General features: G+C 46.6%; 15 protein-coding genes. 8 read left to right on the top strand and 7 right to left on the bottom strand.

Annotated features, from left to right (window positions below):
• Positions 1–16: 16 nt before the first annotated feature.
• Positions 17–1,243 carry a DUF3500 domain-containing protein gene (locus ACXAH6_RS02080; RefSeq protein ID WP_474874964.1) on the top strand — a complete coding sequence of 409 codons (1,227 nt, stop codon included), beginning with the start codon at positions 17–19 and terminating at the stop codon, positions 1,241–1,243.
• Positions 1,243–2,517 carry a HupE/UreJ family protein gene (locus tag ACXAH6_RS02075; RefSeq protein ID WP_474874963.1) on the top strand — a complete coding sequence of 425 codons (1,275 nt, stop codon included), beginning with the start codon at positions 1,243–1,245 and terminating at the stop codon, positions 2,515–2,517. Before ACXAH6_RS02080 ends, ACXAH6_RS02075 begins: the two co-directional genes overlap by 1 nt.
• A gap of 10 nt (positions 2,518–2,527) precedes the next feature.
• Here the strand turns inward: ACXAH6_RS02075 and ACXAH6_RS02070 are convergent, their stop codons facing one another.
• Positions 2,528–3,697, bottom strand: coding sequence for an MFS transporter (locus tag ACXAH6_RS02070; RefSeq protein ID WP_474874962.1), 1,170 nt, complete (start codon positions 3,695–3,697; stop codon positions 2,528–2,530).
• Between the two features lie 77 nt (positions 3,698–3,774).
• Positions 3,775–4,308 carry an SRPBCC family protein gene (locus tag ACXAH6_RS02065; RefSeq protein WP_474874961.1) on the bottom strand — a complete coding sequence of 178 codons (534 nt, stop codon included), beginning with the start codon at positions 4,306–4,308 and terminating at the stop codon, positions 3,775–3,777.
• Positions 4,309–4,580: 272 nt separating this feature from the next.
• Between ACXAH6_RS02065 and glgC the strand changes: the two genes are divergently transcribed.
• Positions 4,581–5,837: a glucose-1-phosphate adenylyltransferase gene (gene glgC / locus ACXAH6_RS02060; protein WP_474874960.1), complete on the top strand. Its 1,257-nt coding sequence runs from the start codon at positions 4,581–4,583 to the stop codon at positions 5,835–5,837.
• A gap of 68 nt (positions 5,838–5,905) precedes the next feature.
• Here glgC and ACXAH6_RS02055 read toward each other — a convergent pair whose 3' ends face one another.
• Both ACXAH6_RS02055 and ACXAH6_RS02050 read right to left on the bottom strand, forming a co-directional pair.
• Positions 5,906–6,724 (bottom strand): alpha/beta fold hydrolase, encoded by an 819-nt coding sequence (locus tag ACXAH6_RS02055; protein ID WP_474874959.1) that lies wholly within the window; start codon positions 6,722–6,724, stop codon positions 5,906–5,908.
• A 17-nt stretch (positions 6,725–6,741) separates the two neighbouring features.
• A complete protein-coding gene (locus tag ACXAH6_RS02050) occupies positions 6,742–8,031 on the bottom strand; it encodes a spinster family MFS transporter (RefSeq protein ID WP_474874958.1) in 1,290 nt (429 codons plus the stop codon).
• Between the two features lie 246 nt (positions 8,032–8,277).
• Between ACXAH6_RS02050 and ACXAH6_RS02045 the strand changes: the two genes are divergently transcribed.
• Positions 8,278–9,093 (top strand): acyl-CoA thioesterase, encoded by an 816-nt coding sequence (locus ACXAH6_RS02045; RefSeq protein ID WP_474874957.1) that lies wholly within the window; start codon positions 8,278–8,280, stop codon positions 9,091–9,093.
• Between the two features lie 56 nt (positions 9,094–9,149).
• Here ACXAH6_RS02045 and ACXAH6_RS02040 read toward each other — a convergent pair whose 3' ends face one another.
• The gene (locus ACXAH6_RS02040) at positions 9,150–9,995 is read right to left on the bottom strand and encodes an HDOD domain-containing protein (RefSeq protein WP_474875039.1); all 846 of its coding nucleotides are present in this window, start codon (positions 9,993–9,995) and stop codon (positions 9,150–9,152) included.
• A gap of 269 nt (positions 9,996–10,264) precedes the next feature.
• Between ACXAH6_RS02040 and ACXAH6_RS02035 the strand changes: the two genes are divergently transcribed.
• Positions 10,265–11,518 (top strand): glycosyltransferase, encoded by a 1,254-nt coding sequence (locus tag ACXAH6_RS02035; protein WP_474874956.1) that lies wholly within the window; start codon positions 10,265–10,267, stop codon positions 11,516–11,518.
• Positions 11,519–11,533: 15 nt separating this feature from the next.
• Here ACXAH6_RS02035 and ACXAH6_RS02030 read toward each other — a convergent pair whose 3' ends face one another.
• Complete coding sequence (locus tag ACXAH6_RS02030) at positions 11,534–11,950, bottom strand: SufE family protein (protein WP_474874955.1); 417 nt, start codon at positions 11,948–11,950, stop codon at positions 11,534–11,536.
• Positions 11,947–12,330, bottom strand: coding sequence for a DUF2750 domain-containing protein (locus ACXAH6_RS02025; RefSeq protein WP_474874954.1), 384 nt, complete (start codon positions 12,328–12,330; stop codon positions 11,947–11,949). The genes ACXAH6_RS02030 and ACXAH6_RS02025 overlap by 4 nt, the downstream gene beginning before the upstream one ends.
• A gap of 174 nt (positions 12,331–12,504) precedes the next feature.
• On the opposite strand from ACXAH6_RS02025, the gene xthA reads away from it, so the two are divergent.
• The 3 genes from xthA (at position 12,505) to ACXAH6_RS02010 (ending at position 15,980) form a co-directional block, all read left to right on the top strand.
• A complete protein-coding gene (xthA, locus tag ACXAH6_RS02020; protein ID WP_474874953.1) occupies positions 12,505–13,314 on the top strand; it encodes an exodeoxyribonuclease III in 810 nt (269 codons plus the stop codon).
• A 6-nt stretch (positions 13,315–13,320) separates the two neighbouring features.
• Positions 13,321–13,965, top strand: a complete 645-nt coding sequence (locus ACXAH6_RS02015; protein WP_474874952.1) for an energy-coupling factor ABC transporter permease — start codon at positions 13,321–13,323, stop codon at positions 13,963–13,965.
• Between the two features lie 146 nt (positions 13,966–14,111).
• Positions 14,112–15,980: a DUF885 domain-containing protein gene (locus tag ACXAH6_RS02010; RefSeq protein WP_474874951.1), complete on the top strand. Its 1,869-nt coding sequence runs from the start codon at positions 14,112–14,114 to the stop codon at positions 15,978–15,980.
• Positions 15,981–16,020 lie beyond the last annotated feature (40 nt).

Here is a 16,020-nt window from a genome sequence, read left to right as displayed (position 1 = left end):
GTGTACGGAGCATAATGTGAAGCAGTCAATCTTACTACCCCGTTTGTTTATTGCCATGTTGCTATTAAGCAGCATGACACTTGCCGGTTGCGGCAGCAGTGAATCAGACTCTACCTCTACAGCAGTAGATACAAGTACCGATACAGGCACAGATTCTGGCAGTGATGATTCTTCCGACGACAGTGGTGACTCTTCTGATGACAGCTCTGATGATTCGTCAGATGAGGGCAGCACAGATGACACTGCGTCAGCCTGTGAAGAAACAACAGATCTTGCCAACATCGTGTGTGCGGCTAATGCCTTCGCCGACACTCTCAGTTCTTCACTGTACAATGATTTAATGTATAGCTACTCAGATAACTCAGCCAAGACAACTTGGTCTAACCTTCCCGTAAACAGTGTTCAAAGAAACGGCGTAGCGCTAGAAGACTTATCTGACACGCAAACAGAAGCCGCCATGGCCCTAGCCAAACTGTTGCTCAATGATGCTGGATACGAAGACTTTGAAGGCGTTTTAGCTGCTGACGATTACCTCAATAGTATCGGCGGCGGAAATGGTTATGGTTCAGGGCTCTATTACATTGCTTTTATTGGTGAACCCTCAACCACTGATGACTGGATGGTGCAGATTGGCGGCCACCACCTTGCTTACAATATCGTGTTTGTCGGCGGTGAAGGTTATCCTGTGCCTCACTTAATTGGTGCTGAACCCAAAACCAGTTTTGAATACAACTCAGCCACCTACACGCCCATTAAAGATGAAGGTGACGCCATGGTTGCCATGTTTGATGCCCTGAGCAGCACCGAGTTGAGCAATGCTTATTTGAGCGGTGAACAATACTCTGATGTGTTAGTAGGCCCAGACAATAGCAGCGGTACATATGCCACAGACTACCCAAGTGAAAGTGAGCGCGGCGGTATTCTCGTGTCTTCGTTGAGCGATACTCAACAAGCCCTCGTGATTGAGGCGATTAGTCAGTGGGTCGATGATTATGCCAGTTCAATTTCCGATCCACTGATGGAAGACTACACCTCAGATGAAGCCCTTGCCGATACTTATATCGCTTGGGCTGGCAGTCAGTCAGTTGGCGTCGACGTAGATACATCAGGCACTTACATGCGTATTGATGGCCCTCGTCTCTGGATTGAGGTCGCTTGTCAATCAGGGGTTATTATTCGCAACGAAACCCATTATCATACGGTCTATCGAGACAAAGAGTGGGATTACGGAGCTTCGTTGTAATGCGGTTTAAACTAAACACGATAAAAACAGGGCTTTTCGCCCTGTTTTTATTTTTATCATGGGGGGCTTTTGCTCACCCCGCCAGCACCAGTGCTGTATACGTGCACGTAGATGGACAAACCATCAACTTGCATGTGCAAATACCGGTTGAACAACTCAATATGGCGCGCGACGACGCGGATCTACCCAATACTATAGATGGGTCGTTGAGCAGCCAGCAAAAACAAGCGCTCTCTACCTATGTGCTAGCGCATACCGTCTTTGAGCCTGAAAACCCAATTGATGTGAGCTTACAGCACGCCGAATATCAGCTAATCGATTTAAGTGGAGAAACTTACATCGACGGGCATCTCGCGTTATTGTCGTCGTCGCCCTTACCTGCTAGTCACATCACCTTGCGCTACGACGCCGTGCAGCATGTGGTCAAAAACCACCGCGCACTCATTTACCTTGCCAGTGATTTTGAGCAAGGCATGATCGAAGTAGAACCTGTACTTGTTGATGTAATGCGTTTTCGCCATAACAATATCACTTTTGATCGCGACAATGCCTCTCTCACAACAGGCTTAGGGCGTATCTTTCACCATGGTATTGCCCACATTTTGGATGGCACTGACCATCTGCTGTTTCTCATTTGCTTGTTATTACCCGCGCCCCTCATCGCCGCTAAAAAACGCTGGCACTATGACAGCGCTCATCGCGGGCAGCTAAAAACAGTGATAAAAGTAGTGACCGCTTTTACTGTCGGGCATTCATTTACCTTGCTACTCATGGCGACTGGGGTATTTATGTTGCCCAACCGACCTGTTGAAATTGTCGTTGCCGCATCGGTTATGCTTGCTGCTGCACAGGCAATCAAACCTCTGTTTGGCAATCATACCGCTTGGATTGCCCTGTTGTTTGGCTTGGTTCACGGCATGGCGTTTTCCAGTGCTATTTCAGTGTCGAGTATGTCGCTGTCATCGCAATTGTGGGCGGTATTAGCCTTTAATGTTGGAATAGAAACAGCGCAGGTGGTGATTGTATTATTGGTGATGCCTTGTTTACTCTTTTGGGCGCGCTACAGTGGTTATCACTGGCTCAAAAATATCGGCGCGGCAATCGCTTTTATCTTCGCCGGAGCCTGGGTAGTTGAGCGTGTGACAGAACAACCCAATACCTTGAGTATCTGGTCAGAACAAGGTCCGCTGGCATTGTTGATTTGTCTGGTGACCTTGATTGCCTCTGCGATGGTGGGTAAATTACTGCTTGCGAAACCTGCGTCAGCAACCTAAATAACCGCCCTTACTGACGCTTTTCAGCAGGCAAGATCAGCGTCAGTAATACCCCCAAAGTAAGCCCCGATGCCATTATATACACCATATTGATAGAAACTTGACTTGCTACCCACGCATAAACTCCTCCCAGAGCCAGTAATATAACGCCGATAGCCGAATTGCTAAATGCCACGAGTTCCGTTCTGGCTTGCCCTTCGTTGACATCTAAACTGTAGGTTTTTCTGCCCGTTCTCACCCCAGCATGCGCCACAGCCAGCGAAAAGAAACACATCGCCGACCCCCAAAGGGTTCCACTGCCATAAAGCACAAACCCAAGGCACGCAATAACCCCTATCACGCCCGCCAGTTGCAGCGTTAAACGTGCGTTGTAATCAGCAATACGGCCCCAAAGGAATGACGACAACATAGACGCCAGCGCTTGCGCTGCAATATAGGCAGGCAGCAAAGTGAACGCACTTTGTTCTCCACTGAGCATGAAATAAGGTGCAGCAAGGGCACTGTGAACAAATAACCCCCTGACAACAATAAACCGGTATACCACGCTGTCAAACTGCCAACGCCGCCGTTCTGACGGGGCATCATCAGCGCTTTTTTCAACAACAGCGTGAAGTGGCAGCAGAATCAATAATGACACCAACAACGCACATATTGCGCCAATCACCAAACCTAAACTGACACTTTCACCCAACTGTGAATGAAAAATAAGGAGAGGAACCGCTATTAACAAGGTTAATAAACCGGAAGCAGAAGAGGCTACGCCTAACAGACGACCACGCTTGCCTTTTGCAATGGTGTTGGCTTGTATATCTTTCATCGTCAACGAGCTGGCAGCTCGCCCAACACTCAAAACAACCAACGCAACTAAAATGGCATAACCGGCGCTTTTCCCACTTAACATCAATGCGCTGCACAACACGCAAAGTAAACTTAAAATCTGTATCACGAGGCCCAAACGCCATACGCGGTGGCGCAAGCGGTAATGCCTTAGCCCATAACCAATTATGCCTTGTGGTAATAATGCGCCCGACTCTCGAATAGGAACCAATACACTGCTCATCCAAGTAGGTGCACCAACCACCACAAGTAGCGCGGGTAATGTTGTTTTTGCTGAAATAAGTAAATCGGCCAGTTTATTTGCCGTCAGGCCACTAACTAGCCGGTGATATGCCGGAAACAAAGGGGTCTCTTTAACTACTATTTGCTAATTAAGGTTTAGCTATACGAACAAAGCGTGTGAGTTGATCAGTGTAATGTTTAGCTAGGCGTATGTTCCACCAAGGTTTTTAAGTTGTCTAAGCCTAGTTCAAAGTCTTCACTCATTTGCTTTTCGGCGAACATGACTAAGTACCGGTCAATCGGATTATTGCCAATTCGCCCTTGATCGGTCCACACTACCACAGTGCCTACATTCGTCTTTTTAAGTGCAAACTCTCCCGTGGATGTCCGCTCAGGCTCGTGAAATTTCACTTCATACACCACTTGCTTCAAGTGTACTAACGCAATGATTTCTATTGAACCACTGCCCGCGCCCTCACCCCGCCAGCTACTTGTTGCGCCAATGGCTTTATTGGCCCCTGAATAGCTGACAATAATATTCGGGTCTTTTTGAAACCACACTCCCCACTTTTCCCACTGATGCATGTCGACCAGCCAGGGATAAATTTCGTCGGGTTCTGCGTCAATGGTAATACTGCGTTCAACGCGATATGTATCTGGCAGCGCAAAGCCAAATAATATTAGGCAAATAGCCGCTGCAATGATGTACCCGACAACCCGATAAATAGCCATATTTGCCTCCTCACAAATCACCCCTCTTATTTATAACATATTTTTAACAAACTGGTGTTAAATCCTTTGTGTGAAATAAAAACGAATAAAAATCACACAAGTTAAAAAATAGCATTGAGATCAAAAAGCATAGACTTTTTTAAATTGTTTTCAGCACATGACTTACGTTTATCAAATACTTGTGTAATATGAACCAGTACGTTTATCACGCACACCATTGTTAGCCGAATGTTATGGCTAAATACTTACATATGTACAAGGAGATGCTAGGAATGGCAGATAATAGTGCCCGTTTTATCAGTAACCTTACTCGAGATACCTATGCACTGATACTCGCCGGTGGTCGAGGCTCACGCTTACACGAATTAACCAACTGGCGAGCAAAACCTGCACTTTATTTTGGCGGTAAATTCCGCATCATTGATTTTCCTTTATCTAACTGTATCAATTCGGGTATTCGCCGCGTGGGCGTGGTCACCCAATACAAGTCTCACTCGTTAATCCGTCACCTTGTGCGCGGTTGGGGTCACTTTAAGAAAGAACTTGGCGAATCTGTTGAAATTCTACCGGCGTCACAACGCTATTCTGATAGCTGGTACGAAGGCACGGCTGACGCAGTATTTCAAAACATTGATATTATCCGCGACGAATTGCCCAAGTACGTCATGATATTATCCGGTGACCATATCTATCGTATGGACTACGGCCCATTAATTGCGCGTCACGTTGAGAGCGGGGCCAAAATGACCGTATGCTGTATGTCGGTGCCGCGCGAGGAAGCCGCGGGGGCATTTGGTGTGATGTCGGTCGACGAAAACTATCGCATACTCGGCTTTGAAGAAAAACCAGAAAACCCAAGCCCTATCCCTGGTGACGATCAAAACTGTTTAGCGTCAATGGGGAACTATGTGTTTGACACTGAGTTTTTGTTTGAACAACTAGCCCACGATGCCGAACGTTCTGGCTCTGAGCGAGATTTCGGTAAAGACATTATTCCATCAATTATTGAAGATCACGATGTGTACGCCTATCCATTCGAAGGCAGTACGCAAGAAAACGCCTATTGGCGTGATGTAGGTACCCTCGATTCTTTCTGGGAAGCCAACATGGAAATGGTTGCGCCTGTGCCTGCACTTAACCTCTACGACCAAAAATGGCCTATCTGGACCTATCAAGAACAACTACCACCAGCAAAATTTGTGTGGGAAGACCATGATCGCCGCGGTGAAGCCATTAACTCTGTAGTCTCGGGTGGTTGTATTGTTTCGGGTTCTACGCTCCGTCGTAGCCTGTGTTTCTCCAATGTAAGAGTACACTCCTACGGCACTATTGAAGAAGCCGTTATATTGCCCGACGTTGAAATTATGCGGCATTGTAAAATCAAGAAAGTGATTATTGATCGCGGTTGTGTGATCCCAGAAGGCATGGTGATTGGTTACAACCACGATGACGACCGAGCAAGGGGTTTTAGAGTTTCTCCTAAAGGCGTTGTTCTTGTTACACGAGAAATGCTGGAAAACCTCGAATAGCACCGCTTTAGACCCTTGATTAAATGCCGCAGCTTATTGCGGCATTTTTTGTTGGTGCAACTCAACACTTACCCGAGGTCTTGTTCCCATTGTGTTATTGTTGACGTTATCAGCGCCGCCACCGATTCAGGATGCTCCATAGGGAACATATGTGTACCCGGGTGAGTTTGATGCTGTAAATTATTGGCTTTGATAAATCCATTGCGGCTATTGGGAGGATTTACAGGCCCATCTCTCGATGTCACTAATAATCGGGGGCATTGCAACATCCCCTTCCATTTGGCCAGATTATCTGGCACTGAGCGAAAAATCTCAGCTTCTACATCTGGCTCGAAGTGTAACCGATATTCCCCTTTAACTTCCGCCATCACAGCGTTCACATAATCTTGAATACAACGTTCATCAAAATGACGAAACAATGCTTTTTGCTTAAAATACTCCACTAAATCAGTATTAATCGCCCAACCATTGCGTCGGATTGCCGCCATACCGGCAGGGGTTAATTTATCAATGAACTTGGTTTTCTTTAATACCTTGAACATAAAACGGGCACGCCCCATCAATGCGGGAGGGTCAAGCAGAATGAGTCCTTTCACCCGCTCTGGCTGCATACTTGCGCCAATATAGGAAATAATCGCCCCCATGGAATGCCCAACAAGATAAACCTTATCTGGCGCGTCTTCACGATCAAATACGAAATCCAATAATTCCTGACCTTGATGGGGCCAGTTATTTTTCAACGGATACTGATTACTATGGGCAAACTTCGGCATCGCGAGAATACGCCAATGCGATGGAAGGTAATTAAACAGTTGTTGATAGCTGCCGGCTGGAAAGCCATTGGCGTGCGCAAAGTGTAGCGTCACGCCAGTTGATTGTGTTGTCATTAGCAAAGTACCGCGTGCTAGGCCCCGCGATCAACAGCCTCTTGCCAATCACGGGTGATTTTTGTACTGGTCCAACCAAATACAATAATCGACATCACAAAGGGTATCAACAAATACATCAAAGCTTGGCGCAGTGCTTCGGTTTCACCCAAGCTCGGCGCTAACAGATTACTGAGTATGCCCGTAAATGTCGGCCCTCCCCCTAATGCGATAATGTTCAGAACAAAAAAGAACAGTGCTGTAGAAATGGCGCGTATTTTCACTGGAGCCAGCGTTTGAGCCATCGCAAAACACGGGCCAAAGTAGGAACCACTGGTAAACAACAATAGTGTTAAGCACGCCACTGACAACCATAAATCGTTCACTTGTAATGCGAAGTAATACCCAGGTACACCGATCATGAGAGCAAAAGCGGGTAATAGCGCGTAGGCTTTTTTGTTTTTCTTGCCCAATTTATCTGCCAATACGCCTCCTAACCACACGCCTGCCGCATAGGCTGTACCATTGGTAATCCCGAAAACAATCAGTAAATCGGTGATCACAAGCCCCTCATAACTGCGCACGTAAAAGTCGATGATCCAGGTTGATATGGCATAACTGCCGAACGAAGCAAAAGAAATACCCAATGCCATGCCCCACCAGGTTGGAATTTTAAGCAAGGCTTTGATCGACTGCCATACCGTTACTTCGGATGATTGTTTAGGCACGGCTTGACGCGTAGGCTCTTTGACCGTGAGTTTGAGTAAGATTGCAAGCGCGATACCTGGCAACCCCACCCAAATCATCACCATACGCCAATCAGCCGCGCCGCCCTGTAAGAAAAATGCAGACGCGAAAAAGGCAAGCATGATCCCAAAAGGGATGCCCAAAGAATAAATGGCTAACGCTCCTGCGCGTTTTTCTTTCGGGAACAAGTCTGAAATCATACTGTGCGCGGGAGGACTTCCGCCAGCTTCACCAATACCCACACCTATGCGGGCTATGGCTAATTGCAAGAAATTTGTCGCAAAACCCGATACAGCGGTAAAACCACTCCAAAGCGTAAGAGAAATACTAATAATATTTACGCGGCTGTATCTGTCGGCTAACCACGCAATGGGTATTCCAACAATGGTGTACAGCAGCGCAAAGTAAATACCTTTTAACCAGCCTAACTGGGCGTCATCTAACCCTAGGTCGGCTTTAATAAAGGGCGACAAAATCCCAATAATTTGTCGGTCTATAAAATTAAATGCATACACTAGAGTAAGGATACACAGCACGTAATTCCGATAGGCTACACTGGGCTTTTCAGCGGGTTGACTCATGATTAATTCCTTATACGAGGCCTCATTGATGAATAAAAAAACATCAAAAACGACAGCCACAAACCTCAGATATAATCGAAACATTGTTTCGCCTAGCGATAACACTACCCTTCATCACTCCAACAGCAACTAATTGTTAATTATTTGTAATCATCAACCAGAATCATAGTCTTGCTAGTTGGCAAGCTTTGTAGGTTTGCGTTAGTATGCTGTTAATAACAAAACTCATCCGACCAGAAGCCAGTTATGACAATCGATGAACTCTTTGATTTACCCGAACGCACGCCCGTAAGTGAGAAAGAATGGCAACTCGACAATCTCGTGATCCCGAAAGATTGGAGTCAAGGGCGTACAGTATTTGGTGGTGTTAGTGCCGGAATTTTATGCAAAGCCCTCTCCCCATTGGTCAACCCTAGCCATGTGTTACGCTCTTTTACCACTCAGTTTGTTGGCCCTTTAACACCGGGCGACGCGTTTTCTATTCAACTAGAGAAGCTCAGAGAAGGCCGTAACGTTTCTCAATTCATTGCGAAAATAGTGCAGAACGGCAATATTTGCGTGTTGTCTCAAGCCTGTTATGGCGTAGGCCGTGAATCTTCGGTATCTGTTGATAACACCCATGCGCACAGTATGCCTGTGCCGACAAAAGCGAAGTTTATTCCGCAAATCCCCAAAGTGACGCCTAAATTTCTGCAACACTTTGATTTGTCTATTGATGACGGTGGGTTACCTTTCACCAAAAGTAAGAAAGATTTTTACCACGGTTGGATGCGTTTCAAAAAGCCACCAGCAACGATTGAAGACGCACACATACTGACCATGATTGATGCTTGGCCCCCCACGTTACTGCAATTACTGCGTTGGCCAGCACCGGCGAGTACCGTAAGTTGGAACGTTGAGTTTATTCATCCTCATCGCCCTGTGTCAGGAGAAGATTGGTTTGCCTATCAAGTTCATACCAAACAAGCTGCTGCAGGCTATGGTCACACAGAAGCCACGATCTGGGACAAAGACAATGAAGTTATTGCGCTAAGTAGGCAAACTGTCGCGGTGTTCGATTAATCCCGAGTTTGTATTCGGCGGCAAACACGCCGCCGTAAGTTCTTCTCACCCGGCAATTAGTACAAAAGATGTGAATTGGGGTTAAATAAGCTCATCACAGAAATACACTGCAAATTCGTAATATCCAAGGCTTCTTCTAAATCATTCTGCTCAAGGTCGAGGCCTTCATGCATTTGCGGTTGTAAGTGATAATAGCTGGGGTAAATTTTCGGATTTACATTGTCTAAAGCTAACACATAGGCCAGTTGCACAATTTGAATATCTAACGTGGCATTAGGCATGTCGGTAAAATGCAGTTGGGTTATTGGAATATAAATTGATTCGGGTATCTGCCAAGACTCAATTAACATCGCCGACAATTCTGCATAGGTAAAGCCTAGCAAAGCTTGTTGCAGCTCCGCAGGTGATACTGAAATAGAAAAGTTCTGACACTTCTTCGCTAAGTCAGGCAACAACGACACCACAACCAGTTCGCCAATATTGTGGAGCAAGCCACACACAAATAAACGCTCTGGCTCTGGGGCTCTTTTTGTTTCACCGATATATTTTGCCAACAACCCGCAACTGACACTCTGTTCCCAAAACTTGTCGAGGTCGATACAACGGCTTTCTACTTCGCCAAACGCATTACTCACCCCGTAAGCCAGTGCTAAATCGTAAGCAGCTCGGGTGCCAATCACTTGCAATGCTTTATTAATGGAATCAATTTTGTGAGGAAAGCGATACAGCGCACTGTTGGCCACTTTTAGCATTTGTGCGGCGAGCGCTGGGTCGCATGAGATAATTTGGCCCACGTCATTAATACTGGCAGCTTCGTCATCCATACACTCTTTCAACCGTACTACCGAATCAGGTAATACGAATAATTCCGAAGCTTGCGAAGCGACTTCCCTAATGTTCATCACTTACCCTCTCTGGTTCCACTAATACGACAACCAATGTCAGTGAAGTTATTGCGAAATGTATCCTCGTCATAAAGGATATAGTCGATTACAGTGAGAAACACCAACCGATTTGTGTGAAAAGTATGCGCTTTTATAAGTAAGCTGATGAAAAATAACCCTAACCTTTTTTGATCCAATCGACCAACATAAAAGCTAGCGAGTGAGCGAATATCGGCAAGATTGAATCCGTGGTACACTCTGCGCCGCTTAACAGTTGAGGTAGGGTTGTGAACGATTCATCATTGCACGTAGTTATTATTGGTTATGTTTGGCCAGAGCCTAATTCATCGGCTGCAGGCTTGAACATGCAAGGCATTATCAAGCATTGCTTAAACAACCAATGGCAAGTGACATTCTTAACCGCAGCAAACGAGAGTGAACACGCCCCTGACCTCACAACGTCAGGGGTAAAAGTGCAATCAGTGGCGTTAAATTGTGACAGCTTTAATGATGACATTACGTCGCTTGCTCCCGACATCGTCATTTTCGACCGTTTTATGACCGAAGAGCAATTTAGTTGGCGTGTACGGCAGTGCTGCCCGAATGCCGTTCATGTGTTGAATACGGAAGACCTACACAGCCTACGCGAAGCTCGTCATCAAGCCGTTAAACAACAGCAAAGTTGGCAACAAGCCAGTACCAACACCCCGCTCGCACAACGAGAAATTGCTGCTATTTTGCGCTCTGATCTCACTTTACTCATATCCGAAACCGAAAAAGCACTACTCGAACATCATTACCACGTTCCCAGTAGCCAACTGTATCATTTGCCTTTAATGCTTGAGCAAACCGAGGTATGCGCGACGCTCCCAGACTTCGACCAAAGAGCACATTTTATTTGCATTGGTAATTTTCGTCATGCCCCTAATTGGGACGCTGTGCTGCAACTGCAGCACCTATGGCCACACATTCGCGCGCAATTGCCACACGCTGAATTGCACATTTACGGAGCGTATCCGCCGCCAAAAGCCACGGCGCTACACAACGCAAAAAAAGGGTTTATGGTGAAAGGTTGGGCAGAAGATGCCAACCAAGTGATGCGCGAAGCAAGGGTGTGTTTAGCACCGTTGCGATTTGGTGCTGGAGTAAAGGGCAAGTTGATCAATTCGATGCTCAATGGCACACCGTCAATCACCACGTCTATTGGTGCTGAAGGCTTAGCCACACCCCAACAATGGCCAGGCACAGTAACCGATGATGACAAAGCCTTCTGCCAAGCCGCTGTATCACTTTATACCAACCCCTCAAACTGGAGCGATGCTCAACGCAAAAGCCCAGCAGTACTGCAGCAGTATTTTGATAAAGATAAAATGACAGTAGGCCTAACAGAAAGGCTTTTGCATTTGCACAACAACGTGGCTGAGCACCGTAGCCATCACTTTTTGCAAAGCCTGTGTTGGCACCATAGCATGCGAAGCACGCAATATATGTCGCAGTGGATCACAGCCAAAAACAAACTCGCCGCCGAGCAAGGGCAATAAGCGCTTTAGTGCGTATTACGGTGATTCGGTGTAACCCTCGCGCAGCGTGTACTCTATAACCTGTACGACCGTTTTCATTCCATTGCCACGAGACTGGCTTAAATACCGAGATAAGCCAACGTCATCCAGATAAGCCATTAAATCTACGGCCATGGCCTCGTTGACGTGCAAGCCATTTACGCGCTCAATGACCACGGCCAATACACCGCGGATAATTTTACTCGGTGAAAATGCGTGAATCGACAGAGTTTGTTGACCAATTGCAACCGTCATCCACACTTCACTTTCACACCCAGCAAGGTAAGTGGTGTCGCTGCGCAAGGCCTCTTCCAATAGCGGGAGTTGTTTACCTGCCAACATGAGAGCACGTAGCAGGTTGTCCCACCCTTGGGCCTTTTTCACGCTTTCTGCGAGTGGGAAATTCGTGCTCATGAAGCGTCAGCGGTAAGCAATTCACGCAGTTCTGCCGCAGAAATTTGAAGACCGCCGTTTCCTGCTTTTGTAGGGAATAACACGACTTGTGTCGCGTTTTTTTCTAAACCCGGCAACCAAGTTTCAATAAACTCTGGCAGTGAAATGGCCGTGGGTTGGCTCTCAGGCGTAGATTGTCGAACCCAAGTTTGCACTAATTCTTCTAGTGGCCAAAGTGGCAAGTGTACCTGCTCACCGTCTTCCATCATGATCCAGCCTGCTTCACCAGCTAGCCCCCAAATCACTTGGGTTTCGAGCACAGTTGCAATGGTAATGTCTGCGCGTTCTTCCGCTGGCGATTTCGCCAACTGTTTAATTTTACCTTCTGATAAGGTTTCCATGATTCATTCTCATAAACAACATTGCGGGTATTTTACCTGCTGAGACGTATTATCCCAACTACTGCATCAGAATTATTACGGATATCAATCGCTTTTTCCCCACTGATTCAAGGTTAAGCTTACTCGGTGTTTCTGCTATTATGCCGCCATTAAACCTTAGAATATAAAGTCATCATGAAAGTCATTTCTTTTAATATCAATGGTATCCGCGCTCGTTTACATCAACTGCAAGCGCTTATCGACAAGCACCAACCTGATGTCATCGGGCTACAAGAAATCAAAGTGCACAATGAACAGTTCCCCGTCGAAGCGGTAAAAGAAATGGGCTATCACGTGTTCTTTCACGGTCAGAAGAGCCATTACGGTGTTGCTATGCTTACCAAACAAGCGCCGACCAAAGTGCAAATGGGCTTTCCAACAGACGAGGAAGATGCCCAGCGTCGCATGATTATGGTGACAGTAGAAAATGCACAAGGAGAACCCGTTACCATCCTCAATGGGTATTTCCCTCAGGGTGAAAACCAATCCCATGAAACCAAATATCCTGCCAAGCGCAAGTTCTATCAAGATCTCATGACCTACTTGGGTGACTATCATACCGCCGAAGACAATGTGATCATTATGGGCGACATGAACATTTCACACACCGATTTAGATATTGGTATAGGCCCCGACAATGCCAAACGTTGGTTGCGCACGGGTAAATGTAGCTTCTTGCCAGAAGAGCGAGAGTGGCTGAATACTTTGCTCGACTGGGGATTGGAAGACAGTTTCCGTAGCTTGCACCCCGAAACCGCTGATCAGTACAGCTGGTTTGATTATCGCTCAAAAGGGTTTAACGATAATCGCGGACTTCGTATAGACTTAATTCTTGCAACGCCGAAGATGCATGAAAGTTTGCAAGAAGCCGGTATTGACTACGAACTGCGTGGTATTGAAAAGCCTTCTGATCACGCGCCAATCTGGGCCACCTATAAGGCGTAACTCGCTATGACGATGCTACAAGGCAGCGCGTTAGCTCTTTACCTCATTGTAATGCTAATCATACTGCGCTCCTTGTCTATTCAAGCATTGCTTGCAAACAAACTGCGTCAGCATCTGATTTTTGGTGCTGGCGTGGCGCTTTTTGTACTGTGGTTTTTGCGCGTGGCCGTTAACGATGGTCTCAACATCCATTTTTTGGGTATTGTTGCACTAACACTAGTAATGGGCTTTCGGTACGCCATCATCGTCGCCACGCTAGCATTAATTGGTCTGTGCGCAATAGGCCAAGAACCATGGGCGCTTTTCGGTATAAACGCATTACTGGGAATGGTGATCCCTATCGCGGTCACTTATCTCATTTTCACCCTCGCATTTCACCATCTTCCACGCCAGTTCTTCGTATATATTTTTGTGTGTGCGTTTTTTCCAGCGGCCATTGTTGTCGCCCTCAAAATGGGCCTAATGGGTGGTTATTATTGGTTTGAAGGTATTCATAGTTGGGACGACATCAGCAACAATTACCTGTTAATGATCCCGCTCATGCTATTCCCTGAAGGCTTGCTCAACGGGATGACAATGACCTTGCTGGTCATTTACAAACCCTATTGGGTTTATACCTTCCACGATAAATTTTATATCGATAACAACTAGTAGCCCCTATTCTGCACACGTTGCTTAACCGAACGTATTTTACCCACACCGACCTACAGATTATCGACCAAGCCTCGCGCCGCCACGAAGATTAGTATATGGTATACGCATTAACACCCACTAATAACTAAAATAAAGAGAATAACGTGACTAAAAAATTACTCCTGTCGTTAAGTATTGCTGCTGTGCTTACCGCCTGCTCAGACAACCAAACTCCACAAACGCAAGCCCCTGTGGAAACTGCTCAAATTCAACCTGCCCAGCAGCTTGATGAGCGTGTAAGTCAAGCCACACTGGCATTTTTAAAAGCGCAACCATCCCTAGCAACAATGTTAGCTGTGCCGGTGGCTGATGCTGGCGGCGAATACAACAATCGATTCCCAGATTACAGTGCAACTGGCATGCAAGCACTGCAAAAGGTCATGAAACAAGACGCTGTAGCCATTTCGGCAATTAATACACAAGCGCTGTCTGCGTCACAACAAACCCATCAAAAGATTGTGGCGAACATTCTGCAATATTACGCCGGAGACTCAGACTTTTCAGGGGGGTACATTGATACGTGGGGAGGCCACCTACCCTATATTATCAACCAAATTGCCGGCCCGTTAATTGACACGCCAAAACTCATGCAAGTGCAACAGGCCGTTACCAACAAACCACAAGCTGATGCTTATCTGTCACGCCTTAATGCCATGGGGGATTTTGTCGATAAAGTGATCAGTAAATACAATGCCGACGCCAATCAAGGCATTTTGCTGCCCAAAAACCTGTATCCGAAAACGCTGGCATACTTCGACAGCTTTTTAGCGGCCTCCCCTGCTGAGCATGAACTGGTGCTCAGCTTCGCCAACAAGTTAAGTAAAATTAACACAATGACAGAAGCAGAGCTCACGGCACTGGTCACCCAAGCCACACAAGCGGTTTCAGATGTAGTTTACCCTGCGTATCAACGCGCAAAACAAGCCGTACTTGCCACACAAAACACGGCTCCTGAAGCCGATGGCATTTGGTCTCAGCCCAATGGTGAAGCATTTTACAAACACGAAATTCGTTACCTTGGCGACTCAAGCTTAAGCCCAGACGACATTCATCAATTAGGTCTGGACGAAGTCGCACGTATTTCAGCACAAATGGATGCAATTTTATCTGCCAATGGCTACACAGACGGTACCGTTGGAGAACGTATGATTGCCATCGCACAAGAGCCAGACCAACTGTACGCAGATACAGACGAAGGCCGCCAAGCCCTGCTCGATAGTCTCAATCTTGAAATTGAACACGTTATGGCCCAAGCGCCCAAAGTCTACGGTACGCTCCCCACTCAATCGGTAGAAGTCAGACGCATTCCCCCGGTATCTGAAGCCGGAGAAGCAGGCGGCTTTTATTCTGGTCCTTCCCTAGATGGCACGCGCCCTGGTATTTATTGGATCAACTTACGTGATATGGCCGCTGTACCAAAGTTTGGTCTTAAAACCCTTACCTATCATGAAGCGGTGCCCGGCCATCATTTCCAAATTGCCTTAAACATGGCTCAACAAAACATTGGTTTATTACGTCAAAACGCTCCCTACAATGCCTACGTGGAAGGTTGGGCTTTGTACTCAGAATATTTGGCGGCAGAAGAACTCGGTATGTACGACGATGATCCGCTGGGTAATTTGGGGCGTTTACAAGCAGAGCTATATCGCGCGGTGCGTTTGGTTGTCGATACAGGTTTGCATCGCAAACATTGGACTCGCCAGCAAGCGATTGATTACTTCCACGCCACCACCGGTACGGCACTCTCCGATGTCGTCCCAGAGGTGGAGCGTTACATGGCTTGGCCTGGTCAGGCATTGGGCTACAAACTGGGCATGTTAGAATTTGTTAAACTGCGCCATGAAGCAAAAGCGGCGTTAGGTGATAAATTCGATATTCGAGCATTTCACGATGTCATTTTATTACCTGGTGCACGCCCCATGGCGTTGGTACGTGAAGATATTGAAAACTGGATTGCATCACAAAAAGCGTAAAGCAACACAGTATTCGGTAGAGAGGGCAAGCAGCCCTTTC

This window comes from Alteromonas sp. ABE4_545 (genome assembly GCF_056161325.1).
The sequence above is the reverse complement of the archived record's forward strand: the minus strand, read 5'-3'. Positions and strand labels throughout refer to the sequence as shown.